The 24,811-nt window shown below is 73.7% G+C and carries 24 protein-coding genes and 1 tRNA gene; 8 read left to right on the top strand and 17 right to left on the bottom strand.

Annotation, left to right across the window (positions count from 1 at the left end):
* Nucleotides 1-34: 34 nt before the first annotated feature.
* The 3 genes from MHO01S_RS11030 to MHO01S_RS11020 all read right to left on the bottom strand — a co-directional run bounded on the left by MHO01S_RS11030 (nucleotide 35) and on the right by MHO01S_RS11020 (nucleotide 1,842).
* Nucleotides 35-1,042, bottom strand: a complete 1,008-nt coding sequence (locus MHO01S_RS11030) for a hypothetical protein (RefSeq protein ID WP_060960398.1) — start codon at nucleotides 1,040-1,042, stop codon at nucleotides 35-37.
* A 133-nt stretch (nucleotides 1,043-1,175) separates the two neighbouring features.
* Nucleotides 1,176-1,257: transfer RNA gene (locus MHO01S_RS11025), tRNA-Tyr, on the bottom strand.
* Between the two features lie 99 nt (nucleotides 1,258-1,356).
* On the bottom strand, nucleotides 1,357-1,842 hold the full coding sequence (locus MHO01S_RS11020; RefSeq protein WP_060960374.1) for an FBP domain-containing protein: 486 nt from the start codon (nucleotides 1,840-1,842) through the stop codon (nucleotides 1,357-1,359).
* Between the two features lie 82 nt (nucleotides 1,843-1,924).
* On the opposite strand from MHO01S_RS11020, the gene MHO01S_RS11015 reads away from it, so the two are divergent.
* Nucleotides 1,925-2,413 (top strand): YajQ family cyclic di-GMP-binding protein, encoded by a 489-nt coding sequence (locus tag MHO01S_RS11015; RefSeq protein ID WP_060960373.1) that lies wholly within the window; start codon nucleotides 1,925-1,927, stop codon nucleotides 2,411-2,413.
* 17 nt (nucleotides 2,414-2,430) lie between these two features.
* Here MHO01S_RS11015 and MHO01S_RS11010 read toward each other — a convergent pair whose 3' ends face one another.
* The 8 genes from MHO01S_RS11010 to MHO01S_RS10975 all read right to left on the bottom strand — a co-directional run bounded on the left by MHO01S_RS11010 (nucleotide 2,431) and on the right by MHO01S_RS10975 (nucleotide 11,179).
* A complete protein-coding gene (locus tag MHO01S_RS11010; protein WP_060960372.1) occupies nucleotides 2,431-3,306 on the bottom strand; it encodes a DUF1295 domain-containing protein in 876 nt (291 codons plus the stop codon).
* A gap of 58 nt (nucleotides 3,307-3,364) precedes the next feature.
* On the bottom strand, nucleotides 3,365-5,125 hold the full coding sequence (locus MHO01S_RS11005; protein ID WP_061782307.1) for an AMP-dependent synthetase/ligase: 1,761 nt from the start codon (nucleotides 5,123-5,125) through the stop codon (nucleotides 3,365-3,367).
* A gap of 211 nt (nucleotides 5,126-5,336) precedes the next feature.
* Nucleotides 5,337-6,296 (bottom strand): alpha/beta hydrolase, encoded by a 960-nt coding sequence (locus MHO01S_RS11000; RefSeq protein ID WP_060960370.1) that lies wholly within the window; start codon nucleotides 6,294-6,296, stop codon nucleotides 5,337-5,339.
* Between the two features lie 133 nt (nucleotides 6,297-6,429).
* Entirely contained in the window at nucleotides 6,430-7,128 is a 699-nt protein-coding gene (locus tag MHO01S_RS10995; protein WP_060960369.1) for a type IV toxin-antitoxin system AbiEi family antitoxin domain-containing protein, read from the bottom strand.
* A 196-nt stretch (nucleotides 7,129-7,324) separates the two neighbouring features.
* Nucleotides 7,325-8,698 carry an FAD-dependent oxidoreductase gene (locus MHO01S_RS10990; protein WP_060960368.1) on the bottom strand — a complete coding sequence of 458 codons (1,374 nt, stop codon included), beginning with the start codon at nucleotides 8,696-8,698 and terminating at the stop codon, nucleotides 7,325-7,327.
* A 64-nt stretch (nucleotides 8,699-8,762) separates the two neighbouring features.
* A complete protein-coding gene (locus tag MHO01S_RS10985; protein WP_082734227.1) occupies nucleotides 8,763-9,824 on the bottom strand; it encodes a polyprenyl synthetase family protein in 1,062 nt (353 codons plus the stop codon).
* Between the two features lie 44 nt (nucleotides 9,825-9,868).
* A complete protein-coding gene (locus MHO01S_RS10980) occupies nucleotides 9,869-10,582 on the bottom strand; it encodes a demethylmenaquinone methyltransferase (protein ID WP_060960366.1) in 714 nt (237 codons plus the stop codon).
* 9 nt (nucleotides 10,583-10,591) lie between these two features.
* Complete coding sequence (locus MHO01S_RS10975; RefSeq protein WP_061782306.1) at nucleotides 10,592-11,179, bottom strand: DUF402 domain-containing protein; 588 nt, start codon at nucleotides 11,177-11,179, stop codon at nucleotides 10,592-10,594.
* 67 nt (nucleotides 11,180-11,246) lie between these two features.
* Here MHO01S_RS10975 and MHO01S_RS10970 point away from each other — a divergent pair, with 67 nt between their 5' ends.
* Nucleotides 11,247-12,509 (top strand): isochorismate synthase, encoded by a 1,263-nt coding sequence (locus tag MHO01S_RS10970; protein WP_061782305.1) that lies wholly within the window; start codon nucleotides 11,247-11,249, stop codon nucleotides 12,507-12,509.
* A gap of 53 nt (nucleotides 12,510-12,562) precedes the next feature.
* On the opposite strand, the gene MHO01S_RS10965 is transcribed toward MHO01S_RS10970, so the two are convergent.
* The 3 genes from MHO01S_RS10965 to MHO01S_RS10955 are packed head-to-tail and all read right to left on the bottom strand — an operon-like array spanning nucleotide 12,563 to nucleotide 15,686.
* Nucleotides 12,563-13,426 carry a polyphosphate kinase 2 family protein gene (locus MHO01S_RS10965; protein WP_060960363.1) on the bottom strand — a complete coding sequence of 288 codons (864 nt, stop codon included), beginning with the start codon at nucleotides 13,424-13,426 and terminating at the stop codon, nucleotides 12,563-12,565.
* A 39-nt stretch (nucleotides 13,427-13,465) separates the two neighbouring features.
* The gene (gene menD, locus MHO01S_RS10960) at nucleotides 13,466-15,271 is read right to left on the bottom strand and encodes a 2-succinyl-5-enolpyruvyl-6-hydroxy-3-cyclohexene-1-carboxylic-acid synthase (RefSeq protein ID WP_061782304.1); all 1,806 of its coding nucleotides are present in this window, start codon (nucleotides 15,269-15,271) and stop codon (nucleotides 13,466-13,468) included.
* A 1-nt stretch (nucleotide 15,272) separates the two neighbouring features.
* Entirely contained in the window at nucleotides 15,273-15,686 is a 414-nt protein-coding gene (locus MHO01S_RS10955) for a PLD nuclease N-terminal domain-containing protein (RefSeq protein ID WP_061782303.1), read from the bottom strand.
* Nucleotides 15,687-15,770: 84 nt separating this feature from the next.
* Between MHO01S_RS10955 and MHO01S_RS10950 the strand changes: the two genes are divergently transcribed.
* Nucleotides 15,771-16,049 carry a DUF4229 domain-containing protein gene (locus MHO01S_RS10950; protein WP_060960361.1) on the top strand — a complete coding sequence of 93 codons (279 nt, stop codon included), beginning with the start codon at nucleotides 15,771-15,773 and terminating at the stop codon, nucleotides 16,047-16,049.
* A gap of 26 nt (nucleotides 16,050-16,075) precedes the next feature.
* Here the strand turns inward: MHO01S_RS10950 and MHO01S_RS10945 are convergent, their stop codons facing one another.
* Genes MHO01S_RS10945 through MHO01S_RS10935 form a run of 3 tightly spaced genes read right to left on the bottom strand, consistent with a single transcriptional unit; the run spans nucleotide 16,076 to nucleotide 19,203 of the window.
* Complete coding sequence (locus tag MHO01S_RS10945) at nucleotides 16,076-17,062, bottom strand: 1,4-dihydroxy-2-naphthoate polyprenyltransferase (RefSeq protein WP_061782302.1); 987 nt, start codon at nucleotides 17,060-17,062, stop codon at nucleotides 16,076-16,078.
* Between the two features lie 56 nt (nucleotides 17,063-17,118).
* Nucleotides 17,119-18,270: an AMP-binding protein gene (locus MHO01S_RS10940; protein WP_061782301.1), complete on the bottom strand. Its 1,152-nt coding sequence runs from the start codon at nucleotides 18,268-18,270 to the stop codon at nucleotides 17,119-17,121.
* Nucleotides 18,271-18,291: 21 nt separating this feature from the next.
* Nucleotides 18,292-19,203 (bottom strand): 1,4-dihydroxy-2-naphthoyl-CoA synthase, encoded by a 912-nt coding sequence (locus MHO01S_RS10935; protein WP_061782300.1) that lies wholly within the window; start codon nucleotides 19,201-19,203, stop codon nucleotides 18,292-18,294.
* 91 nt (nucleotides 19,204-19,294) lie between these two features.
* Here MHO01S_RS10935 and MHO01S_RS10930 point away from each other — a divergent pair, with 91 nt between their 5' ends.
* The 5 genes from MHO01S_RS10930 (at nucleotide 19,295) to MHO01S_RS10910 (ending at nucleotide 24,740) form a co-directional block, all read left to right on the top strand.
* Nucleotides 19,295-19,843 carry a hypothetical protein gene (locus MHO01S_RS10930; protein ID WP_061782299.1) on the top strand — a complete coding sequence of 183 codons (549 nt, stop codon included), beginning with the start codon at nucleotides 19,295-19,297 and terminating at the stop codon, nucleotides 19,841-19,843.
* A gap of 28 nt (nucleotides 19,844-19,871) precedes the next feature.
* Complete coding sequence (locus tag MHO01S_RS10925) at nucleotides 19,872-22,820, top strand: ATP-binding cassette domain-containing protein (protein WP_061782298.1); 2,949 nt, start codon at nucleotides 19,872-19,874, stop codon at nucleotides 22,818-22,820.
* Nucleotides 22,817-23,854: a GNAT family N-acetyltransferase gene (locus MHO01S_RS10920; protein ID WP_061782297.1), complete on the top strand. Its 1,038-nt coding sequence runs from the start codon at nucleotides 22,817-22,819 to the stop codon at nucleotides 23,852-23,854. The genes MHO01S_RS10925 and MHO01S_RS10920 overlap by 4 nt, the downstream gene beginning before the upstream one ends.
* Nucleotides 23,854-24,258: a VOC family protein gene (locus MHO01S_RS10915; RefSeq protein WP_061782296.1), complete on the top strand. Its 405-nt coding sequence runs from the start codon at nucleotides 23,854-23,856 to the stop codon at nucleotides 24,256-24,258. Before MHO01S_RS10920 ends, MHO01S_RS10915 begins: the two co-directional genes overlap by 1 nt.
* A gap of 77 nt (nucleotides 24,259-24,335) precedes the next feature.
* Nucleotides 24,336-24,740, top strand: a complete 405-nt coding sequence (locus MHO01S_RS10910; RefSeq protein ID WP_061782295.1) for a hypothetical protein — start codon at nucleotides 24,336-24,338, stop codon at nucleotides 24,738-24,740.
* The last annotated feature ends 71 nt before the right edge of the window (nucleotides 24,741-24,811 follow it).

Genomic DNA, 24,811 nt, shown 5'->3' with positions numbered 1-24,811 from the left:
CTCGCCGGCGGCGCGGCGCGCCGCCGGCCGACCGTCAGCTGTGCTGCTGCGGAGGAAGCGGGGGCGGCGGCGGGAAGCCCTCGTACCCCTGAGTCGACGGGCTCTCGACGGAGGGCGATGCGGAGGCCTGCGGCTGGTGCGCCGCGGGGGCGGCGGGCGCCGCGGCATCCGAGAACCAGACGCGCGCACCCGGCGACGGCTGCCCCGTGTAATAGGCGTTCCAGTCGGGAGACCCGTCGGGGAACACCGGCAGCGGGGTCAGACCGTCGGCGTGCGTCGGCCACGGCGCGGGCGACGGCGCCGTGGGGGTGAACTCCGCGGCGGGAGCGGCCGGAGCGGCCGGCTGCGGCGCGGGGGCAGCGCCGTAGGGGGCAGCGCCGTAGGGGGCAGCGCCGTAGGGCGCGGGAGCGGGCACCGACGGGCGGGGACGCTTGGGGGCGAACAGTGCGTTCATGAGCGGGATGAGCGCGGTGCCGACCGCGGCGAGGATCGCCAGCGCGACGACCACACGCCAGTACAGCGGGCGGTACGTCACGTACTCGTCGGTCATGAGAGGCAGCACCAGCATGACCATCAGGATCGCCACCAGGCCGATCGTGACGTAGGCGACGATCGACGTGAACGTGGTCTGGTGACGCAGGAATGCGTTGAGGTACAGGCGCGTGTGCAGCAGTGCGCCCTGGATGATGAGGGCGATGAGGATGAAGCGGAACACACGCTCGGCGCCGGAGCCGAAGTAGCCGGTGGTCGGCATCCAGATGAGCACCGCCCCGACCAGGAGGATCAGCACCCAGGAGATCATGCTCGTCAGCGCCAGCCACGTCGGGCGGCGCGGGGCCAGGTTCGACTCGCCGATCGCCACGCCGGCGAAGCCCGCGAGCAGGAGGATCGTCAGGAACGCCTTGCCGACGATGCCGTTCGAGTCGCCGATCAGCACCCACACGACACAGACGAGCGCCGCGGCGATGAGCGCCCCGATCGCCACCCAGATCGTCGCCCGCAGGATCTTCGTGGAGTGCGGTGAGCTCGTCGGCTCGGTCATGTCGTTCCCTTCGTCGGGCATCCATCCGTTCCCCCATCCTGACACGGGGTGCGCCGGCCGTGCAGGTATGCGGGCGAGCGGCGCGCTACCCGGGAACGCGAAAGGCCCCGCCGAAACGGGGCCTTCCTGTGGGTGGCGAGTGAGGGATTCGAACCCCCGAAGTCGAAGACGGCTGATTTACAGTCAGATCCCTTTGGCCGCTTGGGTAACTCGCCAAGTGCGCACCCGCCCGGCTTTTGCAGTCGACCGGAGGCGCGATCAACCATCTTACCCGGCCGGGCGCCTTCCGAAAAACCGGAGGGCGCATCGCCGCGTCAGACGGGTGCGACGACGCGATCGACGAAGGCCTCCACGCGGTGACGCGTGCCGTCGATCCGCCGGTCCACGCTCGCGCGCACCTCGCTCGGCGCGAGCGGCGCGGCCAGCCGGACGTTCTCGTGGCAGCCGAGATCGGCGCAGATATAGGTGCCGACGCTGTCGCCGCGGGCCCCGGCATCCCCCGCCCGTCGCGCCGTGAACAGGGCGACCTGATTGCCGGGCTGCATCGTGTGGCAGAGGTTGCACATCGCGGCGCGCGGCCGCGCTCCGGATGCCGCGCGCAGCACGATCCCGGTGGGCACACCGTCGCGCTCAACGACCAGGTACCCGCGGCCGCGGAAGTCGGGGTCGGACCAGGCGAGGAAGTCCAGGTGGTCCCAGTCGGCGAGCACGAGCGAGAGCGGCACGCCCATCCGATCGACCTCGTCGGGTGTCGCGTTGACGAGCGCGGCGCGCACCTGATCCTCCGTGAGCGGCTGCATCCGTCCAGTCTACGAACGCGTCCGCGCCCGCGGGGGCGGGCATCCGGGGTCTGCTCGCGCGGGCGCGGCTAGACTGCCACGCATGGCTGACAGCTCTTTCGACATCGTCTCCAAGATCGATCGCCAGGAGGCGGACAACGCGCTCAACCAGGCCCGCAAGGAGGTCGAGCAGCGCTACGACTTCAAGGGGACCGACGCCTCCATCGACTGGAGCGGCGAGGCGATCCTCATCAAGGCCAACAGCGAGGAGCGCGCGAAGGCCGTGCTCGACGTGTTCCAGACGAAGCTGATCAAGCGGGGCATCTCGCTCAAGTCGCTCGACTCGGGCGAGCCGCAGGCATCCGGCAAGGAGTACCGCATCACCTCCACGCTCAAGGAGGGCATCTCCTCGGAGGACGCGAAGAAGATCAGCAAGATGATCCGCGACGAGGGACCCAAGTCGGTCAAGGCGCAGATCCAGGGCGACGAGTTGCGCGTGCAGTCCAAGTCGCGCGACGACCTGCAGGAGGTGCAGCGGATGCTGAAGGCCGCCGACCTCGACGTCGACCTCCAGTTCACCAACTACAGGTAAGGGCGCCGGCCGCGCGCTCAGCCGCGGCCGAGACCCGGCACCAGCACGGGCGTGCGCCGCTTGTACTCCCGGTAGGCGGGCTCGTCGCCCCAGCGGGCGTCGGCGCGCTTCTCGAGCAGAGGGATGCCGCTCACGCGGGTCAGCAGCAGCACGACGAACACCGGCGAGACGAGGGTGACCCACTGCCACCCGGTCGCGGCGGGCAGCGCGACGACGGCGACACCCACCCACACGAGGATCTCGCCGAAGTAGTTGGGATGCCGCGACCACGACCACACGCCCACGTCGATGAACCGGCCCGTGTTGGCGGGATCGCGCCGGAACGCGGCCTTCTGCCCGTCCGCGACGATCTCGATCACGAGACCGGCGAGCCAGACGACCGCGCCGACGACGATCCAGACGTCGAAACCCCGGCTCTCTCGCGCGGTGATGCCCACCCACGCCGCCGAGGACGTGACCGCGACCCAGAGACCCTGCATGATCCACACCCGCAGGAACGCCAGCGGGTTCACCTTGATGTCGTCGAAACGCCCGTCCGAGCCCTGGGCGTGCACCCGGACGAACAGGAACACCGACAGCCGTACGCCCCAGATCACGATCATGGCGACCAGCACCCAGGCCCGCGCATCGGCGGGTGCGACCGCGATCAGCAGGCCCACCGCGACGAGCGCGAAGGTCAGGCCGCCGGTCAGGTCGAAGAACTTCTCCGTGCGCAGCAGCACGGCCGGGAGGTACGCGATCAGCTGGATCGCGAAGGCCGCGGCGACGGCGAGGGCGAACAGGGGGATGCCGCCGAGCGACTGTCCGGCGGTGCTGCCGGCGACGGCGAGCGCGGCGCCGAGACCGAGGGCGACGAGGATCGTGACGAGGATGGCTCCGGGGCGCTGTGACATGGGGTCTCTCCGGGTGGGACGGGTCGGGCGGGTGGGACGGGGAACGGGGGCGGAGCGGTCAGCTATAGAGGGCGTCGATCGTGCGCGACTCGCGGTTCAGCAGCTCGCGCCGACGGATCTTGAGGGTGGGCGTGACGATCTCGCGGTCCTCGGCATCCGCGAACACGAGCGCGAAGCGGCGCACCTGCTCGCTGCGCGAGACCAGCGCATTCGCATCGTCGACGGCGCGCTGCACGGCCGCCCGCAGATCGGGGTCGTCGAGGGCGACGCTGCGGCCGTCATGGGCCGAGGTCACGGCGTCCTGATCGAGCACGATCAGCGCGGTCAGGTAGGGCCGACCCTCCCCCACGGTGACCGCGGACGAGATGAGCGGGTGCTCCTCGATCGCCGCCTCCCAGCGCGCGGGCGCGACGGTCTTGCCGCCGGAGGTGGTCACGACATCCTTCACCCGGCCCTGCAGCACCAGCCGGCCGCGCTCGTCGAGCGTGCCGAGATCGCCGGTGCGGAAGAAGCCGTCCACGAACGCCTCACGGTCATCGTCCGGGTTGCGGTAGCCGGAGAACACGCCGACGCCCTTGGCGAGCACTTCGCCGTCGTCGGAGATGCGCACGGTCGAGCCGGGCAGCGGCACGCCCACCGTCCCGGAGCGGATGCGCCCCGGGAGGTTGCCGGTGAGCGGCGCCGTCGTCTCGGTCAGGCCGTAGCCCTCGATGACGGGGATGCCCATCCCCCGGAACAGCAGCGACAGCCGCGACGGCAGGGTGGCGCCTCCGGAGAGGACGTAGCGGATCCGCCCGCCCATGAGCGCGCGGATACGACGGTAGAACAGCGCGTCGAACAGGCGCCGACGCAGCGACAGGCTCCACGAGGATGCCGGGACCTCGCCGTCGTCGATCCGCTCCTCCCGGCGCGCGGCCTGCACGGCGGTCCGCGCCGCCGCGGACCACACGCCGCCCAGACGCTTCTCGGCGGCCTTGGCACCGGCGGCCGCGGCGATCTTCTCCAGGATGCGCGGGACCACGACCAGGAAGGTCGGGCGCAGGACCGACAGCGACGCGACGACCTCCGACGGCTCGGAGAGGTGGGCGATGCGCATGCCGCTCGCCAGGCAGATCAGCTGCAGCCCGCGGGCGAGCACGTGCGCCAGCGGAAGGAAGATCACGGTGCTGCCGTCGGCACGCACGATGTCGGAGTAGGCGGCCGCGATGTTGAGCACCTGCCCCAGGAAGTTCTCGTGGGTGAGCACGACGCCCTTCGGCGTGCCGCTGGTGCCGGAGGTGTAGACGATCGTCGCGGGCGATCCGGGTCCGGCCTGCGTCCGGGCCCGCTCCAGCGCGTCGTCGCCGACGCCGGCCCCGCTCGCGATGAGCGCGGGCAGACCGTCGGCCAGCGAGATCACCGTCGCGAGGCCGGCCTGCTCCAGCGCGGCGCGGGAACGCGCGTCTCCGCAGAAGGCGACGCGCACCTGCGCGTCGTCGACGATCGCCGCCACCTGGCTCGGCGCCGAGGAGTCGTAGACGGGCACGACGACGCCGCCCGCGAACCAGACCGCGAGGTCGGCGACCGCCCACTCGTACCGGGTCGGAGCCATGATCGCCACGGCATCCCCCGCCTGGAGCCCTCCGGCGAGCAGCCCCTTGGCCACGGCGCGCACCTCGTCGGCGAAGGCGGCGGTGCGGACACCGCGCCAGCTCGCGCCGGCGCTGCGCACGTCGAACGCGACGTGGTCGGGTGCCTCCGCGACGCGGCGGACGAGGAGGTCGGTGACGTTGCGGTAGGCGGTCAGGTCGGCCAGTGGCGCGGTCGTCGCTTCTCTCACGGGCAGAGCTCTCCTTCGGATGGGGCGTGGCTACCTGGTGTTCGGAGCCGAGGCCCGATCGGATGGGATATCCGCAGCGACATCCTCGCACGCCGCGGAAACAGCCCCGGAGGGGTTGCATTACGGTCGACGTATGTGTAGCTGAGCGGGCGCGTTCGGTCGGCCCGCCGTCACACCCACGCCCTCACCGGCGCCCTCGCCGACGGCCTGATCAGGAGATCGCGCCGGACAGGAGCCAGCGCCGGAGCGCGGCGTACGCGGCATCCCTCGGGCCGGGGGCCGACAGGAACACGTCGTGGATCGCGCCGTCGATGCGCGCGACCGTCACCAGCGGACCCAACCGCGTCGCGGCGCGGGCGATGTCGTCGACGACGAGCACACTGTCGGTCGAGGTCATCTGCGCGCTCCACAGCACGGGCGAGGTCGACCCGGTCGAGAGCATCGTGAGCACGGGCGCGTCGATCGTCACGCCCGCGGCGACCGTGGCGTGGCCACGCATGACCGCGGCCAGCCAGCCCGGATGGGTCGGGAACCCGCGTTCGGGCCGCCACCCCTCAGGGCTGTCGGGCAGGGTGCCGAGCTCGCGCTGCGCGCGGGTGTAGAAGCCGAGGTCGACGACCGGGTGCGCCCCGAGCGGGTCGAAGCGCGCGCGCATCTCGATGAGCGGGGCGATCGCCTGACGCCCGATCGTGCCGGTCTGCAGTTCGAGCCACGGACTGTTGAGCACGACGGCGCTCGCGACGCCCGGATGCCGCGCCGCCCACAGGCTGAGCGTCAGCCCGCCCGTGGAATGCCCCAGGAGCACGAGCCGTCGCCGGCTCGCGCCGTCGTGTCCCATCGCGGCCAGCGCCGCCGCGATGTCGCCGTCGTAGTCCTCGAGGGCGGCGACGTAGCCGGGGGTCTGGCCGGGGCGCAGGCTGCGCCCGTAGCCGTGCAGGTCGAGCGCGTAGAACCGGGCGCCGAGGCCAGTCCACAGCCGGGCCAGCCCGGTCTGGAAGAAGTAGTCCGACCACCCGTGCACGTACAGCACGTCGACGCCGTTCAGGGCGCGCAGCCACGGCATCCGTGGGAGGGAGCGCACGAGGGTGGCAGGACCGGCGTCCGCCTCGAGCTCGAGCGTGAGCTGTTCGAAGCCCGGCCCGAGGATGTCTGCGCCCCACCCGCCCGCCATGCCGCCAGCCTATCGGCGGGACCCGTGCGCGGCACGGATGCCGGCCTCGCCGGCGCGAGCGGAGGAGATTTCTCCTCGGGAGGACGGATGCCGCGAAGACGACCTCCAGACGCGAAATCTCCTCCCGAGCGGTTCATCGTGCACGGTGGAGCCGTTGCGGCCCGACATGATGGCCGCCGTCGATCTGCAGGACGAGCCGCTCACCGATGAGCAGATCGACGCGGTGGCCGGCGATCCAGATCTGGCGCCGCAGCGGCAGACGCATCCACCGCAGCCGGGGCACGACGAAGGTCTCGAGCCCCGAGTCGGACCAGACCTCCGCCGCGGCGAGCACGCGGCGCGCACAGGCCGGAAGACGAAGCCGCGCGAGCGCCGCGGCATCCATCTCCGCATTCCGCAGCGCCGACTCCCACACCGCCAACGCGACCTCGAACGGCTGGCACGCGGCGACAGCAGCGAGCACGTTCTCGGGGGCATCGACCAGGGCATCCGGATGCCGCGGAACCACCGGCCGCGCCCAGTGCACGACCGCGGTGGCCGTCGGCGCCCTCCCCGCGTGCGCGTGAGCGGCGACGTGGACCCGCGTGTCGTCGTCGCGCACCCACCACCCGCGCCGGCGCGCCTGCGTCACGCACGAGATCACCACGCCCGACCGTGCCGCCGCGATCAGGTGCGGGTCGGCATCCGGTACGGCCAGCCAGCCGCGGGCCACGCGCACCAGCTCCCGCCGCGCCACCGCACGGTCGAGCGCACCGCGCCCGTATCCGGCTCGCCCGATCCGGTCGCTGCGGACCACGCCCCCGCGCTCTCGGGCCCACGTCGCGGCGTCCATGTGCGACATCGTGACCCGCGGCGCATCCGGCGACCCCGCACGCCGCGGCATCCGTGTACAACCTGTCGCTTTCGCCCCGCTGGGGAGGAGCCGAAGCAGGCCGACCCGTGCGCGCCAACGGAGGAGATTTCCGTTCCGGAGGATGGATGCCGCGAAAACGACCTCCCGACGCGAAATGTCCTCCCGAACCGACGGCTTACTCGCCGCGGGAGACCCGGACCATCTCGTCGCGGTCGACGACCTTGATGCGGGCGCGGTCCTGGGCCGCCCCGAGGGCGACCTCGTGCTCGTCCAGGCGGTGCCAGCCGTCGAGATCCGTCCACGCGACCCCGCGCGACTCCAGCAGCGCCGGGATCGCCTCGGCGGAGGGATCGGCCGGCTGCCACCACGACGCCTGGTCGTTGATGAGGTGGCTGATCGTCTCCATCGCGTCGGACTTGGTGTGGCCGATCAGTCCCACCGGACCGCGCTTGATCCAGCCCGTGGCGTACACACCGGGGACACGCTCGTTGGAGTCCTTGTGCAGCACCTGGCCCTCGTGGTTGGGGATCACGCCGTGCTTCTTGTCGAACGGGACGCCGGGAAGCGGGGAGCCGAAGTACCCGACGGCACGGTAGAGCTGCTGGATCGGCACCTCGCGCAGCTCGCCGGTGCCGACCACCCCGCCCTCCGCATCGGGACGGGTGCGCTCGTAGACGAGGGCCGCGACGCGACCGGTGTCGTCGGTCTTGACCTCGACCGGCTTGGCCCAGAAGTGCAGGTGCAGCCGGCGCGACGCCTCACCACCGGCGTTATTCACGCCCGGGCGCTGACGCCACGACTGCAGCACGCGGTCGATGACCATGACCTGCTTGTTGCTCGCGACCGCGGCGCGCGAGGCCTCGTCGTAGTCGAAGTCCTCGTCGTAGACGACCATGTCGACATCGCGCAGCTCACCGAGCTCGCGCAGCTCGAGCGGCGTGAACTTCACCTGCGCCGGGCCGCGGCGGCCGAACACGTGCACGTCGGTGACCTGCGACGCCTCGAGCCCGGCGTGCACGTTCGCGGGGATCTCGGTGACCAGGAGGTCCTCGGCGTGCTTGGCGAGCACGCGCGCGACGTCGAGCGCGACGTTGCCGTTGCCGATGACGGCGACGGATGCCGCATCCAGCGGCCATTCGCGCGGGAAGTCGGGGTGGCCGTCGTACCAGCTGACGAAGTCGGCCGCGCCGAACGAGCCGACGGCGTCGATGCCCGGGATGTCGAGCTCGGCGTCCTTGATCGCGCCGGTCGCGAAGATGACGGCGTTGTAGTGCTGCTTGAGGTCGTCGAGGGTGATGTCCTCGCCGAAGCGGACGTTGCCGAAGATGCGGATGTCGCCGCGGTCGAGCACGTCGCGCAGGGCCGTGATGATGCCCTTGATGCGGGGGTGGTCGGGCGCCACGCCGTAGCGGACGAGCCCGTACGGGGCCGGGAGGTGGTCGAACAGGTCGATCGAGACGTCGAACTTGCGCTCCGCCTTCAGCAGGATGTCCGCCGCGTAGATGCCGGCAGGACCCGCGCCGACGATGGCCAGCCTCAGCTTGGTCATGGGTGTTTCCTTCGTGTTCTTGCGGTCGTTGAGCCCGGGCCGGCCGGCCCGCGCCGACACGCGGTCAGCTGGAGCGGTCGACGATGACGTGGGCGAGTTTGACGAGCGCGTCGCGGACGGGGCCGGCCGGGAGCGGGTCGATCGCCTCGATCGCGGCATCCGCCCATTCGTACGCCTTCGCCCGGGTCGCCTCCGTGACCGCGTGGGTGCGCAGCTGCTCCATCGCCTCGTCGAGGATCGCCGGATCGGCGCCGTCGGCGATGCGGGCCACGCCGTCGTCGATCGTCGCCTTCAGCGCGCGCGACGCCGGGTCGGAGGCGCGTCCGAGCAGCAGATACGGCATCGTCGGAACGCCGGCGCGCAGGTCGGTGCCGGGGACCTTGCCGGTCTGTGCGGGATCGTCGGAGAGGTCGATGACGTCGTCGAGCAGCTGGAAGGCGACGCCCACCTTCTCGCCGTACTCCAGCGCGGGCCGGCGGTACTCGGACGGAGCATCCGAGAACAGGATGCCGGCCTGAGCGGATGCGGCGATCAGCGAGCCCGTCTTGTCGGCCAGCACCTGGAGGTAGAAGTCGACCGGATCCTCGCCCGCCTGCGCGCCGACGGTCTCGTGCATCTGACCGAGCACGAGACGCTCGAACGTGTCGGCCTGCAGGCGGATCGCCCGCTCGCCGATCTGCGCCATCAGCTGGCTGGCGCGCGAGAACATGAGGTCGCCGGTGAGGATCGCGACGTTGTTGCCCCACACCGCGTGGGCGCTGGGGACGCCGCGGCGCACGTCCGCGCCGTCCATGACGTCGTCGTGGTAGAGCGAGCCCAGATGCGTCATCTCGAGCGCGGTCGCACCGGTCACGACCTGCTCGGTCGTGCCCTCGCCGAGCTGCGCGGTCAGCAGCGTCAGCATGGGCCGCACCCGCTTGCCGCCCGCCTCGTAGAGGTAGCGGGTGGTGGCGTCGGCGAGCGCATCGCTCACGCGCAGTTCGCGGGCGAGGGTGTCCTCGACACGGTCGAGGCCGTCTTCGACGACCGCGAGGAGCTTGCGCATCCGGGGACCGGCGAGCACGCGCTCGGTCAGGCCGAGATTGGCCGTCAGTCGCGCGCCGGCAGCGGAAGGGCTCGGAGTCACCATCCCAGCCTACCCGCGGCCGTCAGGTCCCGCCCGCCGCGGGCTCAGACCAGCGGCTTCACCGCGCGGTGCAGAGCCACGATGCCGAAGGTGAGATCGCGGTGCGCGACGCGGGTCCACCCGGCATCCCGGATCCACGACGACAGGGTCACCTGGTCGGGCCAGTCCTTGATCGACTCGTTGAGGTAGTCGTACGCGTCGGCGTTGGAGCTCACCGTCCGGGCCACGGTCGGGAGGATCCGGTCGTTGTAGAAGCGGTACAGGCCCGCGAAGGCCGCGTTCTGCGGGTGCGAGAACTCGCAGACGACGAGCCTGCCCCCGGGCGCGGTCACGCGCAGCATCTCTGCGAGCGCCTTCTTGGGGTCGTTGACGTTGCGCAACCCGAACGAGATCGTCACGACGTCGAACTCGTCGTCGGCGAAGGGCAGTGCCATCGCGTCGGCCTCGACGAACGTGACGTTCGGGACGTGGCCGTGCCGGCGACGACCCTCGGCGATCATGCCGGGAGAGAAGTCCCCGGCCACGACCTCGGCGCCGCTGCGGGCGATCGCCACGGAACTGGCGCCCGTCCCCGCAGCCAGATCGAGGATGCGCTGGCCCGGGCGGGGCGCGATGGCGCGCGTCGTGGCGATGCGCCAGAGGCGGTCGTTGCCGAGGCTGAGGACCGTGTTCGTGCGGTCGTACCCCGCCGCGACCTCGTCGAACATGCCGCTCACGCGGGACGGATCCTTGCCCAGGTCGGCGCGGTGCTCACTCACCCTTCGATCCTAGGCGCGGGTCCCGGCCCACGGTGCGCCCCCGCCGGGCGCGACCGCGTCGAGCACCGCCAGCCAGCGCGCGGCGGTGGCGCCGTCGTACGGCGCCCGCTCCGCGCGGACGTCGGCCTCGAGCGCGACCGCGACGTCCTCCAGGCGGTCGACGATCTCCCGCGGGTATCCATAGCGGACGCGGTGCTCGTCCCACTCGTCGCGGTCGTCGATCCAGATGCCCCGGCCGTCGCGGGCGCGCACGACGTCGAGGTCCATGTCGATGCCCGTCGGCGTCGGGATGCCGTCGGCGTCGGTGGCGGCATCCCATCGCAGATCCCAGGCGATGTCGATGTAGATCGCGATGCGCGGATGGGTCGCGTTGAGGGTCGCCGCATACTCGCCGCCGGGCGGGACGAGCGTCACGTTGTCGCCGAGGCCGACCGTGTCGACGCCGGGGCGCGCGCTGCGCCAGCCGTCACGCTGGCCGACCCAGTCGCCGTGCTCGTCGCTGCCGAGGAACACGCACTCGTGCTCCCAATGCGGGCCGCCGTCCCACTTGCGCCAGCGGAAGACGAGCGGGGCGCCGGGCGCGGGGCGAGCGGTCATGGTCGCGAGCCTAACCGGCCGCCACCGACCCGCGGACGGCGCGGACGCGGCGGATTAGGCTGAACGGGTGAGTTCCGCGCCGTCCCGTCCGCCCCGTCTGCGCATCGTGACCCGCGAGATCGCCCCCATCGACGACCCGCTCGAGTACGCCGACCCGGCCGATCCGCTGGTGTGGACCCGGCGCGGCTCGTGGCTGGTCGGTGTCGGCTCCGCCCTGACGCTCACGGCCTCGGCGACGGATGCCGCGACCCTCGCCGACCGCTGGCGCGAGGTCGCGGCGGCGGCGGTGGTCGACGACCACGTCCGGGCGCCGGGAACGGGGCTGATCGCCTTCGGCGCACTCCCCTTCGACACGCAGTCCGCCTCGTCGGCCGTCCTCACCGTGCCGCTGCTGACCGTGGGCTCGCGCGACGGGCGCACGTGGGCGTCGTGGGTGCTGCCCGAGGAGGGCGCCCCCGAACCCGACGAGCCGCGCGCCATCGGCTACGGACCGCACTGGTCGGCCGCGGTCGGCCCCGGCGCGCTCACCCCCGAGGGCTACCAGGACGCGGTGCGCGCGGGCCTCGCGGCGATCGCCTCGGGCGAGGTCAGCAAAGTCGTCCTCGCCCGCGAGCTGGCGGGCACGGTGCCGGCCGACGCCGACCTGCGCCGGCTGGTGCGCTCCCTCGCCTCGGCCTACCCCGACACCTGGGTCTACGCGGTCGACGGTCTCATCGGAGCCAGCCCCGAGACGCTCGTGACGGTCTCCGGGGGCCAGGTCACCGCGCGCGTGCTCGCCGGCACGGTGGCGCGCGGTTCGGGTCCGGATGCCGATCGCGAGGCGGCTCTGCGGCTCGCCACCAGCGCGAAGGATCTGGCGGAGCATCAGTACGCCGTCCGCAGCCTCGTCGACGCGCTCACCCCGCACACGAGCGCGCTGGCCGCCGCCGAACAGCCCTTCACCCTCGCCCTGCCCAACGTCTGGCACCTCGCCACCGACGTCGAGGCGACCACCTCGCCCGAGACGTCGGCGCTCGATCTGCTGGGCGTGCTGCATCCCACGGCGGCCGTCGCCGGAACACCGACGGCCGCGGCGCTCGCGGCCATCCGCCGCATCGAGCCGTTCGACCGCGGGCGGTACGCGGGCCCGGTCGGGTGGGTCGACGCCCACGGCGACGGGGAGTGGGCCATCGCGCTGCGCGGGGCGCAGTTCGACCTCGCGGCGACGGATGCCGGCGGCATCCCGTTCCGCGCCCACGCGGGCGCGGGGATCGTCGCGGGCAGCGACCCCGAGGCCGAGATGCTGGAGACCCGCGTGAAGTTCCGGCCGATCGTCGACGCGCTGGCGTAGGGCGTCTCGACTCTGCGCTGCGCGCCGCAACTCAACGACCGGGCGCCGCGGGCTCAGGTCGCGGCGAGGCGGACCTTCTCGGCCTCCACGTCGAAGTCCGCCGCGGGCCACTGCGGATCGACGTCCTCGAGGGCGTCGAGCAGGAGCGCCTGGACGGCGAGGCGCGCGTACCACTTGCGGTTCGCGGGCACGACGTGCCACGGGGCGTTCGGCGTGGACGTCCGCTCGAAGACCGTCTGGTAGGCCGCCATGTACTCGTCCCAGCGCTGCCGCTCGTCGACGTCGCCGGGGTTGTACTTCCAGTGCTTGTCGGGACGGTCCAGCCGTTCCCGCAACCGCTCCTTCTGCTCGTCGGCGGAGATGTGCAGCATCACCTTCACGAGGCGGATGCCGCGGTCGGTGAGGCCCTTCTCGAAGTCGACGATCGCCCCGTAGCGGCGCTCGATCTCCTCGGCCGGGGCCAGCGCGCGCACCCGCCCGATGAGGACGTCCTCGTAGTGGGAGCGGTCGAAGACGCCGATGAGGCCCGGCGCCGGCACGCGCTTGTCGATGCGCCACAGGAAGTCGTGCGCGAGCTCCTCCGGCGTGGGCTTCTTGAAGGCGGCGAGCGCGATGCCCTGCGGGTCCACCGAGCCGACGACGTGGCGGACGATGCCGCCCTTGCCGGCGGAGTCCATCGCCTGGAGCACGAGGAGCACGGCGGGGGCGTCCTCCTGGATGCGGCTCTGCGCGTACAGGCGCTCCTGCAGCTCGTCCAGCTCGTCGGCGCCCGCCTCGAGGTCCGACCGGCCGCTGCTCTTGCCCTCCTCGTACCCCGGCGTCGAGGACGGGTCGAGGTCGGCGAGGCGGAATCCGGGGTCGGCGCGGAGGATGTCGGCGGGGTCGGCGCTCCAGTGCTTCTGGCTTCTCGCGGTCATCACCACATCATGGCGCGACCCCGGGGTTTCGGCCAGGGCTCAGCGATCGAGCGCGACCTCGACGATCTGACGGCCGGCCACGCGGGCGGTGAGCGCCTGATCCAGCTCGGTCCGCGTCGCGGCGCGGACGTAGTCCCAGCCGTAGGCCGCGGCGAGCGCGGCGACGTCGACGTCCTGCGGCGTGTAGAGCACCCGCTCCATCGCGGACGGCGCAGCCACCGACGCGACCTCGAGACCGTCGAAGATCGTCCCGCCCCCGTCGTTGCCGACGACCACCTGGAGGCGCGGGGCCTCCTCACCGACCGGCAGCAGCAGCGCGCCCACGTCGTGGAGGAAGGCGAGGTCTCCCGTCAGCACCCGGGTCACCCCGACCGCCGCGGTCGCCTGACTCGCGAGGGCGATGCCGGTCCCGGTGGCGATCGTGCCGTCGATGCCCGCCAGTCCGCGGTTGGCGTGGACCGGGACCTTCTTGCCGCCGAGCACCTCGTCGGCGACCCGCACCAGCCGCGACGACGCGAACAGCAGCCGGTCGTGCGGCCAGGTGGCCCGCCAGACGGCGTCGACCAGCGCGACCCGGTCGATCGGCCTGCGCGCGATCGCCAGTTCCGACGCGATCGCCCCCAGCCGTTCGGCGGGAACGGCCGACGACAGGGCCTCGGCGTCGGGCGCCGGCGGCGCGAGATCGACGGATGCCGCGCGCGACGCCCGCATCCACGCGCCGAACCAATCGCGGTCGACGTCGCCCACGGCGGCGACGACCGCATCGACCGCGATCGACGACCCGTTGAGATTGAGGGGCTCCCCCGGGCCGCGCACCGCGAGCACCTCGACATCGTCGCGCGAGAGCACCGCGACGACCTCGCGACTGAGCGTCGGATGCCCGAACACGACGGCGCGTTCGATGCGACCGCCGAGCTCCGGGTCGCGGAGCAGCAGGCGGTAGCCGTGCACGAGGTTGCGGCCGAACCGCGCCCCGCTGACGATCTCGGCGACGAGCGGCCACCCGCCGGCGTGCGCCAGCGCCTCGGCGCCGGTCCCGGCATCCGCGCCGGCGATCACCACCGTGCGCGGTCCGCGCACGAGCACGTGCGGGTCGCCGTCGGGATCGGTCGGCAGGTTCGACTCGCCGATGCCGCCGCCGCCCTGGTACAGCGCGCCCGACGGCTCGATCTGGACCGGATCCTCCGCGGCGACGTCGGGCCCGACGGGCGCGGTGTCCAGCTCGAGCTCCGGCGTGCCGAGCCACGGCGGCAGGCCGCCGGCCAGCGGGTCGCGCAGCGGCAGGTTGAGGTGCACGGGCCCGGCCTGACGGGTGCCCGCGCCGAGCGCCGCGGCGACCGCGTCCTCCGCCACCCGCCGCAGCATGGCGGACTGCTCCCCGGTGCCGTCGGCATCCACCTCGTCCGGCACCGGCAGATCCTCCTCCAGCCGCATGTTCGGAGCGAACATGCCGGGCTGGCGGGTGGTCTGGTTGGCGCCGACGCCGCGCAGCTCGGGCGGACGGTCGGCCGTCAGCAGGATCAGCGGGACACCGGCATGGTGCGCCTCCAGCGCGGCGGGAAGGAGATTGGCGACCGCGGTGCCGGAGGTGCACACGACGACCGCGGGCATGCCCGACTCGCGCCCGACGCCGAGCGCCGTGAAGCCGGCGACCCGTTCGTCGATGCGCACGTGCACGCGCACGGCGCCGCGGCTCTCCAGCTCGGCCGCGACGAGGGCCAGCGCCTGCGAGCGCGATCCCGGGCTGACGACCACGTGCCCCACGCCGAGCTCGACGAGGCGCCCGAGGAGCGCCGCGGCGGCATCCGTCGCCGGCGCGCGACCGGCGAGAGGGCTCTCGTCCATGTCAGGCGGCGCTGCCGCGACGGTTCTCGTCGGGGTCGTCGTCCGGGGCGGTCGCGGGCTCGTCGCCGGCGCCGCGCCGGCGGTCGGGCTCCGGGCCCTCGGAGTCGAGGGCGGCCAGCTCCGCCTCCAGGCGGCGGATGCGCTCGTCCTGGTCGGCGATCGAGATCGCGCCCAGGCTGCCGAGGAAGTCGGGGTTGTCGTCGGGGGCGCGGAAGGTGCTCGCCCGCTGGGGACGGCCGCGACCGACCACGAACCACATCACGCCGCCGATGATGGGCAGCAGCACCACGAGCAGGATCCAGACCGGCTTGCTGACGCCGCGATGGCGCGTCGGCGGCTGCAGGGCGCAGTCGACGATGCTGTACACCCAGAAGGCGATCAGCAACAGCGCCAGAGGCAGCAGAATGCGCACCACCCCTCCATCCTAGGCGCGCGCCGGCATCCTCGGCGGGCGCGGGCACGGGTATGGGCGCACGGACGACGCGCGTAGGCTGGAGGCATGCGTGTCCGTTCGGCCCTCGTCTACAGCGTGCTGCGTCTCCTGGTGTTCGTGGTGCCGTTCGGGATCATGATGCTGTTCCCGGTCATGCGCGAGTACTACTGGCTGTCGGCGATCTTCGCCGCCCTCATCGGCCTGAGCCTGTCGGTGCTGTTCCTGCGCCGTCCGCTCGACGATCTGACCGCGGGCCTCGCCGAGCGTCGCGCGCGCCGCACCGCGACCGACGAAGACGTCGAGGATGCCGCGGCCGACCGGGCCGCCGCCGCTCCGACGGAGTGAGCGCGGGCGCCGGGTGACCGGTGCCGTCAGCCCGTGAACGCCCAGAACAGCAGCGCCGCGACGGCCAGCGACGTCAGCGACGTCAGCCCGAGCGCCACGACCAGCTCCCGCGGCGCGCGATAGGTCCAGACGATCAGGACGGCGCAGGCCGCGGGGATGAGCGCGAGCAGCGCCAGCCAGGCGAGCGGGTAGAAGACCGCCAGGAACGCCACGATCGCGAAGGCGCCGACCACCAGCACCGTGAACAGGATCTGCGTCGCCCGGCGCCCGATACGCACCGTGAGCGTGCGCTTTCCGGCGAGGCGGTCCTGATCGATGTCGCGGAGGTTGTTGGCCAGGAGCACGGCGCAGGCGAGGAGCCCGGCGATCACGCCGCCGAACCAGCTCTCCTGCGGCACGGTGCCGACCTGGACGAAGGTGGTGCCGACCGTGGCCACCAGGCCGAAGAAGACGAAGACGAACAGCTCGCCGAGACCGGCGTACCCGTAGGGACGCTTGCCGCCGGTGTAGAACCAGGCCGCCACCAGGCACGCGGCACCGATCAGCGCCATCCACCAGTACCCCGTGCGCACGATGAGGGCGATACCGGCGGCCGCCGCGATGCCGAAAAAGACGAGGGCGACGATCAGGACGGTGCGCGGCTGCGCCTTGCGCGACGCGGTGAGCCGCGCCGGCCCGACGCGGTGGTCGTCGGTGCCACGGATGCCGTCGCTGTAGTCGTTCGCGTAGTTGACGCCGATCTGGATCGACACCGCGACGACGAGGCAGCACAGCGCGACCACCCAGCGCAGCGGCATCCCGCCGAGCAGCGCCGCGCCGGTGCCGATGAGCACGGGCGAGACGGCGAGGGGCAGGGTGCGCAGGCGCGCCGCGCCGATCCAGTCGCGCGCGGTGGCGCGCGCGACGTGCGCGGGGTCGCCGGAGAGCTGCGCCCTCTGCGGATTGCCGCGCGGTGTGTGCGCCGCGGAGCGCCGTCCCGAACGGGCCTTCTTCTTACGGGTGCTGCCTGCCACGCGAGAATCCTATGCCCGCGGACGCATGAGTCCCCTGTGATGCCGACGCGGCGCGCTCACGCGCCGGCGTCCGCCGCGAGCCGGCGGAGGGCGGCGCGATCGGGCTTGCCGCTCGGCAGCAGCGGGATGGCGGCGACGGGCACGACCGCCCGGGGGCGCGCGGGCGCACCGATCTCGGCCTCGACGGCGGCGCGGATGCCGCGGAGGGCGTCATCGGCATCCCCCGCGCCGGCCGGGACGACCACGACCGACGCCTCGCCCCACCTCTCGTCGGGTACCGGGACCACGACGGCGTCGACGAGCCCGGGAAGGGTCCGCACCACCCGTTCGACGCGGTCGAGCGCCACGTTGATCCCGCCCGAGATGATGACGTTGTCGCGGCGACCGGTGATCGCGAGGCGTCCGTCGAACGCGCCGGCGTCACCGGTGCGGTACCAGCGGGTGCCCGCCGCGTCGCGGAAGAAGGCGGCGTCGGTGCGCGCGGCATCGCCCAGGTAGCCGTCGGCGAGGGTGGGACCCGACAGGAGCACCTCGCCGTCGTCGATGCGGACGCCGACGCCGTCGAGCGGCACGCCGTCGTAGACGCAGCCGCCCGCGGTCTCGCTCGATCCGTAGGTGCGCACGATGCGGACGCCGGCGTCGGCGGCGCGCGCGGCGAGCGCGGGGGCGAGCGCCTGCCCGCCCACCAGCACCGCCGAGAACCCGGCGAGTGCGCGGCGGGCGGCCGGATCGGGGGCGTCGAGGAGGGTCTGCAGCTGCGCCGGGACGAGGGACGTGTACGTCGGCACCGGCCGCCCCCCGTGGCTCGATGCCATGGAGGATGCGGCGGCGACGAACCCCGCCGTGCGGAACGGCCCCGACAGGAGCGCGGGCTCACGTCCGGCGACGAGCGCGCGCACGAGCACCTGGACCCCGGCGATGTAGCCCGGCGGCAGCGCGAGCAGCCACGCCCCCTCGCCGATGCGCGCGCTCGTCGCGAGCGCCGAGGCCGTCAGCGCGGAACGGCTGAGCGCGACCGCCTTGGGGTACCCCGACGACCCGGATGTCGTGACGACCACCGCGGTGCCGGCCGGGACCTCCGCGGGCAGCGCATCTCCGGAACCGGACGGCGCGCCGAGGGCGATCGCGGGGCCCGCCCCCAGCACCGCGCCCCGCAGTCCGCGCAGCACCGCGCGCGCATCGGCGGCATCCACCCGCTCCAGCTTCACCGTCGCCTCCGCGCCGTCGCGTCAGTAGTGGTACGGATAGGGCGACCAGTCGGGGTCGCGCTTCTGCAGGAAGGCGTCGCGACCCTCCACGGCCTCATCGGTGCCGTACGCGAGGCGCGTGGCCTCGCCCGCGAACACCTGCTGGCCCACCATGCCGTCGTCGATCGCGTTGAACGCGAACTTCAGCATGCGGATCGCGGTGGGCGACTTGCCGAGGATCGTCCGCGCCATCGCGATCGCCTCGCGCTCGAGCTCCGCGTGCGGGACCACGCGGTTCACGGCGCCCATCTCGTAGGCGCGCTGCGCCGAGTACTCCTCCGCGAGGAAGAACACCTCGCGCGCGAGCTTCTGACCGACCTGACGCGCCATGTAGGCAGACCCGTACCCCGCATCGAACGAGCCCACGTCGGCATCCGTCTGCTTGAACCGGCCGTGCTCGGCGCTCGCGATCGACAGGTCGCAGACGATGTGCAGCGAGTGCCCGCCGCCGGCGGCCCACCCGGGGATCACGGCGATGACGACCTTCGGCATGAAACGGATGAGCCGCTGCACCTCGAGGATGTGCAGCCGGCCGGCGCGGGCCGGGTCGGGGGCGGTCGCGTCGTCGGCCGCGTAGGTGTAGCCGTGCCGGCCGCGGATGCGCTGGTCGCCGCCGGAGCAGAACGCCCAGCCGCCGTCCTTGGGGCTCGGCCCGTTGCCCGTCAGCAGCACGACACCGATGCGCGGGTCCTGTCGCGCGACGTCGAGGGCCCGGTACAGCTCGTCGACCGTGTGCGGCCGGAAGGCGTTGCGCACCTCGGGCCGATCGAACGCGATGCGCGCGATGCGGCCGTCGCCGGAGACGTGCGCCGTGATGTCGGTGTAGTCGGCCGCGCCGGGCGCGAGCGTCCACGCGGTCGGATCGAACAGCTCGGAGACGAAGGTGTCGGTCACCCGGCCAGCCTACGCGCGGGCATCGCCATGGCGTCGTGAGGGTGTCGTCATATGGCCGGGACGGGTGGGCGACTCCCCCTACGCTGGGACGGTGACGTCGACCCCCCGCATCCTCGCCCTGTTCGCCGCCGGAGCCCTCGCGCTCGGCCTGTCGGCCTGCGCCTCGACGGGCGGCGGTGCGGCGTCGCCGACCGCGACCGACGCGACCGCGTCGCCGATCACCGCCGGCGCGTGCGAAGGGACCGAGGGCGTCACGCTCGTCGTCGACTCCTCCGCCCTGGCGGGCGGCACCTCCGACACGCGGTGCTACACGACCACCGCCGAGGTCGCCGTCGCCGACATCGTCGCCGCGGCCGGGCTCGAGATCGAGGGCACGAAGGAGTACGGCGACCAGGTGATCTGCCGCGTCGACGGGCTGCCCTCGGCATCCGAGCCGGTCGGCTCCACCCAGGACCCGGCGTATGTCGAGAAGTGCGAGTCGATGCCCGCCGCGTTCGCGTACTGGGCACTGTGGACCAAGCCCGCCGGCGGCGCGTGGGACTACGCCCAGGAGGGCGTGTCGACGCTGACGGCTCAGCCGGGTGAGAGCGTCGAGCTGCTCTTCAGCCTGGACGGGGCGCCCGCGGCTCCCGCGGCCTGAGCGGCGCCGACGCGCGTAATCTCGGCGCGTGAGCTTCCGCCCCGGCCCCCTGCGTGCCGCCGCCGCCCTGGCGGTGGGCTTCGTCGCGGTGCGCGTGGGGTACCGGGTGCTCTTCCACGGCGCCGACGGCGCCGGGCCGGTGGTGCTGCCGCTGCCGCTGTGGCGCCTCGCGCCGCCGCTCGCCCACGTCGAGGTGCTCGGCCCCGCGACGGCGGGAGGGCTCTGGGATGCCGCGGTCAGCGCCCTGCCGATCGCGCTGACGATCCTCGCGTTCGGACTGCTCAGCGCCGTGCTCGACCTGCCGCGCCTGCTCGCCCGCGGCGCCCGGCGCGGCCCCTTCCAGGGCCTCGCCCGGGCGCTGTCGATCGGCTGGGCGACGCTGCCGTCGCTCGCCGACGCGGTGCGCTCGGCACGGCGGGCGGCGCGGCTGCGCGGCGAACGGGTCGGCGTCGCGGGCTCGGCCCGACTGCTCGCGCCGGTGCTCGAGGCGACGCTGGAGCGTGCGAGCGCCGTCGCCGCGGCCCTCGAACTGCGCGGCTACGCCGGACGGGGGCTCGAGGGCGACTGCGCGCACCCCGTGGCCGGGCAGGACGTCGCGCTCGGGTTCGGCGTCGGCGATCCGGTCGTCGTGGCGGACGCGGTGGGGCGCGGCATCCGCCCGAGCGCCCTCACCGTGCTCACGGGAGCGACCGGGTCGGGCAAGACGACCCTGCTGCGGGCGCTGAGCGGCCTGCACAGCCATGTCGACGGCGGGTGGATCCGCGGCGGGCTGCGCGTCGCCGGACACGAGCGCAGCGCCACCGCGCCCCGGGATCTGTCGCGCGTCGTCGGCGTCGTGCTGCAGAGCCCGCGCGCCGCCTTCGCGACGACGCGCGTGCGGGACGAGATCGGCCTCGCCCTGGAGCTGCGGGGCGTGGCCCCCGTCGTCGTGGACGAGCGCGTCCGCGAGGTGGCGGTGCGGGTCGGGATCGTGGACCTGCTCGACCGCGAGCTGGGGGCACTGTCGGCGGGGCAGGCGACGCTCGTCGCGATCGCCGCCGCGATCATCGAGCAGCCGGTCCTCCTGCTCGTCGACGAGCCGCTCGCCGACCTCGACCGCACCACCCGCGCCCGCATCGTGGCGCTCCTGGGCGCGCTCGCCCACGAGGCCGGCGTCTGCGTGGTCGTCGCCGAGCACCGCGGCGACGAGTTCGGCGCGGTCGCCGACGCGTGGCTGCGCATCGACGCGGGTGGTTCCCGCGGGCGGCCCGGGGTGCTCGCGACCGCGGGTGCGGGGCTGGCGGGTTCGGGGCTCGCGCTCGCAGGTCGTCCCCGACCGCCGCGGACGGCGCCCGACGCGGCGACCCCCCGGACTCCCGCCACGGAACCGGTGCTGTCGACCCGCGTCACCGTGCGGTACGCGGACCGCGTCGCCGTCGACGACGCACCGATCGCGCTCCACGCCGGCGAGATCGTGGCGCTCGTCGGCCCCAACGGCGCCGGCAAATCGAGCCTGCTCGTCGCCCTCGCCACCGGCGCGCACGCCCGCGAGGTGCGACTGGTCCCCGATGACTCCGACGCACTGTTCGTGCGCGACACCGTCGCCGCCGAGTGTCGGCGCACCGACCGGCGGGCGCGCTTGCCGGCCGGCACGACCGCCCACCGTTTCGCCGGGCTCCTCGGTCGCGGCAGCGACGACGAGGGCGGCGTGCAGGCGGCGCGAGAGCTGTGGCACCGGCATCCGCGTGACCTGTCCGCCGGTCAGCGGCGCTGCCTCGCTCTCGCGATCCAGACGGCGACCCGCGCCCCCGTCCTGCTCGTGGACGAGCCGACCCGCGGCCTCGACCCCGACGCGCGCCGCCTGGTCGACGCCGCCCTCGCGCGGCTCGCGGATGCCGGGACCGCCGTCCTCATCGCGACCCACGATCCGTCGGCCATCGCCCGCGCCGACCGCGTGCTGCCCCTGGCGGCCGGGCGGCTCGCCGCCTCGCCCGCCGCCCCGCCCGCCCGCACCGAGCCCGCCCTCGCCGACCCCGCCCGCGCCGAACTCCTCCAATCCGCGACCGCCGACCCCGTCTCGGGGCCCCCGCCCGGCCCCGCGCCGCAACCCGGAGGAGTCCGGGACACGCCCCCCACCCGCACCCCACGGCGAGCCGCAGCCCGGACCCCGCAGCCCCGGCCCCAACCCCGACCGCGGCGCGGCCTCACCGCGGCCCTGATCGCGGCGAACCTCCTCGCGGCGGCCGCGTTCCTGTGGCCCCTCGTGGCGACGGCGGTGCCGGCGCAGGCGCAGGCCGCCGCGCCGGTCATCGCGATGGCGCTCGCCCCTCTCGCGATCATCGTCGCCCTCGCGAGCCTCGACACGACGGTGCGGTCGGCGCACACCCTCGCGCTGTTGGCCGTGCTCGCGGCGATCGGGGGGGCCGTGCGCATCGCGAGCACCGGGGTGGGCGGCGTCGAGGCGCTGTTCGTGCTCCTGATCCTGGCCGGGCGGGCGTACGGGGCGCGCTTCGGACTGCTGCTGGGCGCGGCATCCCTCGCCCTGTCGGCGGTGCTGTGGGGCGGGGTCGGGCCGTGGCTGCCGTTCCAGATGTTCGCCTGCGGCTGGGTCGCGGCGGGCGCGGGGCTGCTGCCGCGGCGCGTGCGCGGCGGCGCCGAGGTCGCGATGCTCGCGGCGTACGGCGTCGTGTCGGCGTATGTGTTCGGGCTGATCATGAACATGTGGTTCTGGCCGTTCGCCGTCGGCGCCGGGACGAGCATCTCCTACAGCCCGGGCGCGCCCCTCACCGAGAACCTCGGGAACTTCCTCGTCTACTCGCTGGTGACCTCGACCCTCAGCTGGGACACGCTGCGCGCCGTCACCACGGTCATCGGGATCGGACTCATCGGGCGTGCGCTGCTGCGCTCGCTGCGGCGCGCGAAGCCCGTCGCCGGGGCTCCCGGGCCGCCGTCGCCCCCTCCGAGACCCCGCGGAGCGCTCGCTACAGTCGAATCATGACCACGACGGTGCGGCCCCTGACCCCGGACGAGATCGGCTCGGAGGCGTTCCTCCCCCTCCTCTGGGAGGCGGCCGGGGTGGATGCCGACGCGCTCCTGTGGATCCGCGACGCCGAACTGCCCCGGCTCACCGTCGTCGGCGTCGTGGCCGGCGGCATCCTCGGCTTCGCCGCCTTCGGCCCCGACCCCGCCCGCGGCCGCACGGAGCTGCACTACATCGCCGTCGCGCACGAGGCGCGGGGCACCGGTCTCGGGTCCCGGCTCGTGGATGCCGCGCGTCGCGCCGACCCGACCCTCCCGCTGTTCGCGAGCACCGATGACGACGCGGTCGAGTTCTACCGTCGCCTCGGCTTCGCGGTCTCCGATGCGCCGCGCGACCCGCGGTGGCCGACCCGGCAGCGCTACGACTGCACGATCCCGCCGCTCGGCGACCCGCTCGAGCTGACCCTCGCCGTCTACCGCGACCACGCCCTGCGCTACGCGCAGCGCACGTCGGCCACGCCGTCGCCGCTCGTCGCGGAGCTGGCGGCACTGCTGCCGGCGGGCTCCTCCGTGCTCGAGCTCGGTTCGGGCCCGGGCCGCGACGCCGATGCACTGGAGGCGGCGGGCTTCGCCGTCGACCGCACGGATGCCGCGGCATCCTTCATCGCACTGCAGCACGCGGCGGGCCATCGCGCACGCCTGCTCGACGTGCGCGACGCCGACTTCGGCGGCCCGTACGACGCCGTGTTCGCCAGCGCCGTGCTGCTGCACGTGCCGCGGGCGCGGCTGCGGGGCGTGCTGCGGCGAGCGCGCGCCGCGACCCGGCCGGGCGGGGTCATGATCGCCTCGTTCAAGAAGGGCGAGGGCGAGCACTGGTCGGCGCACAAGCTCGACGCGCCGCGATACTTCGTGCTGTGGCGCGAGGATCCGCTGGCCGAGGCCTTCGCCGCCACGGGCTGGACCGACGTCGTCGTCCGCGACGCGACGGCCCCGGATGCCGCGGCCACCGACCCGTGGATCACGGTGACGGCTCGCAACCCGGAGGCCGGGTGATGCTGGTCGTCGGCTCCGTCGTGATCCGCGTCGACGACCTCGCGCGGGAGACGGCCTTCTGGACCGCGGCCCTCGACTACGTGGTGCGCGAGCCCGCCGGCGACGACTTCGCGCTGCTGCATCCGCGGCACGGGGCCGGGGTGAGCGTGTCGCTGGATGCCGTCGCGGCGCCGCGCGTCCTGCCCCCGCGGATCCACCTCGACCTCTACGCGCAAGACCAGGACGCCGAGGTGACGCGCCTGGAGCGTCTGGGCGCGCGCCGCGTCGTCTGGGACCGGCAGCCGGCCGATGCGGACTACGTGATCATGGAGGATCCCGAGGGCAACCGGTTCTGCGTCGTCGACGCGGCGGAGTGGTCGGGATGGGCGGGGGCGGCATCCGCGGTGGCATCCGCTGCGGAGTGAGACCCGCCGGCGGCGCGGCCGTGGGAGAATGGGGCACGGCCGTCGTCCACCCGAGGATGCCGCCGGAAGGGCATGTCGTGCAGATCAGGAACTCCTCGGACTGGCGAGATGCCCTGCCGTTCGAAATCGCCGTCGCCGCCGAGCAGGCCGTGCCGGGCGACGCGACCCGGTGCTCGGGCTGCGGACCGACCAGCGAGCCGTGGCCGCGCGAAGCGCTGTGGGTGATGAAGCACCGGCATCCGAACAATCCGGCCGGATTCGTGCGGTTCTACTGCGCCGACCACAAGCCCGCGGCCAAGCTCGCCGCCGCGCCCGCGCCGACCACGCGCGAGCGTGCCCGCGCCGCCCGCGTCGCCTCGGGCACGCCGCGCACCGTCGCCGCCCCCACCATCCCCGAGCGCCCCGCGGTGATGTGCCCGGACTGTTTCGTGCAGGTGCCCGCGACCGGCATCTGCGGCATGTGCGGCGCTCCCGTCGCCTGACCCTCACCCGCGGGCCGCATCCGAGCTGCAAGGTCGTAGCCGCGACGCGCCGCCACCCCGCGCCCGGCGAC

The sequence above is a fragment of the Microbacterium hominis NBRC 15708 genome, assembly GCF_001592125.1.
GTDB lineage: Bacteria > Actinomycetota > Actinomycetes > Actinomycetales > Microbacteriaceae > Microbacterium > Microbacterium hominis.
The sequence above is the reverse complement of the archived record's forward strand: the minus strand, read 5'-3'. Positions and strand labels throughout refer to the sequence as shown.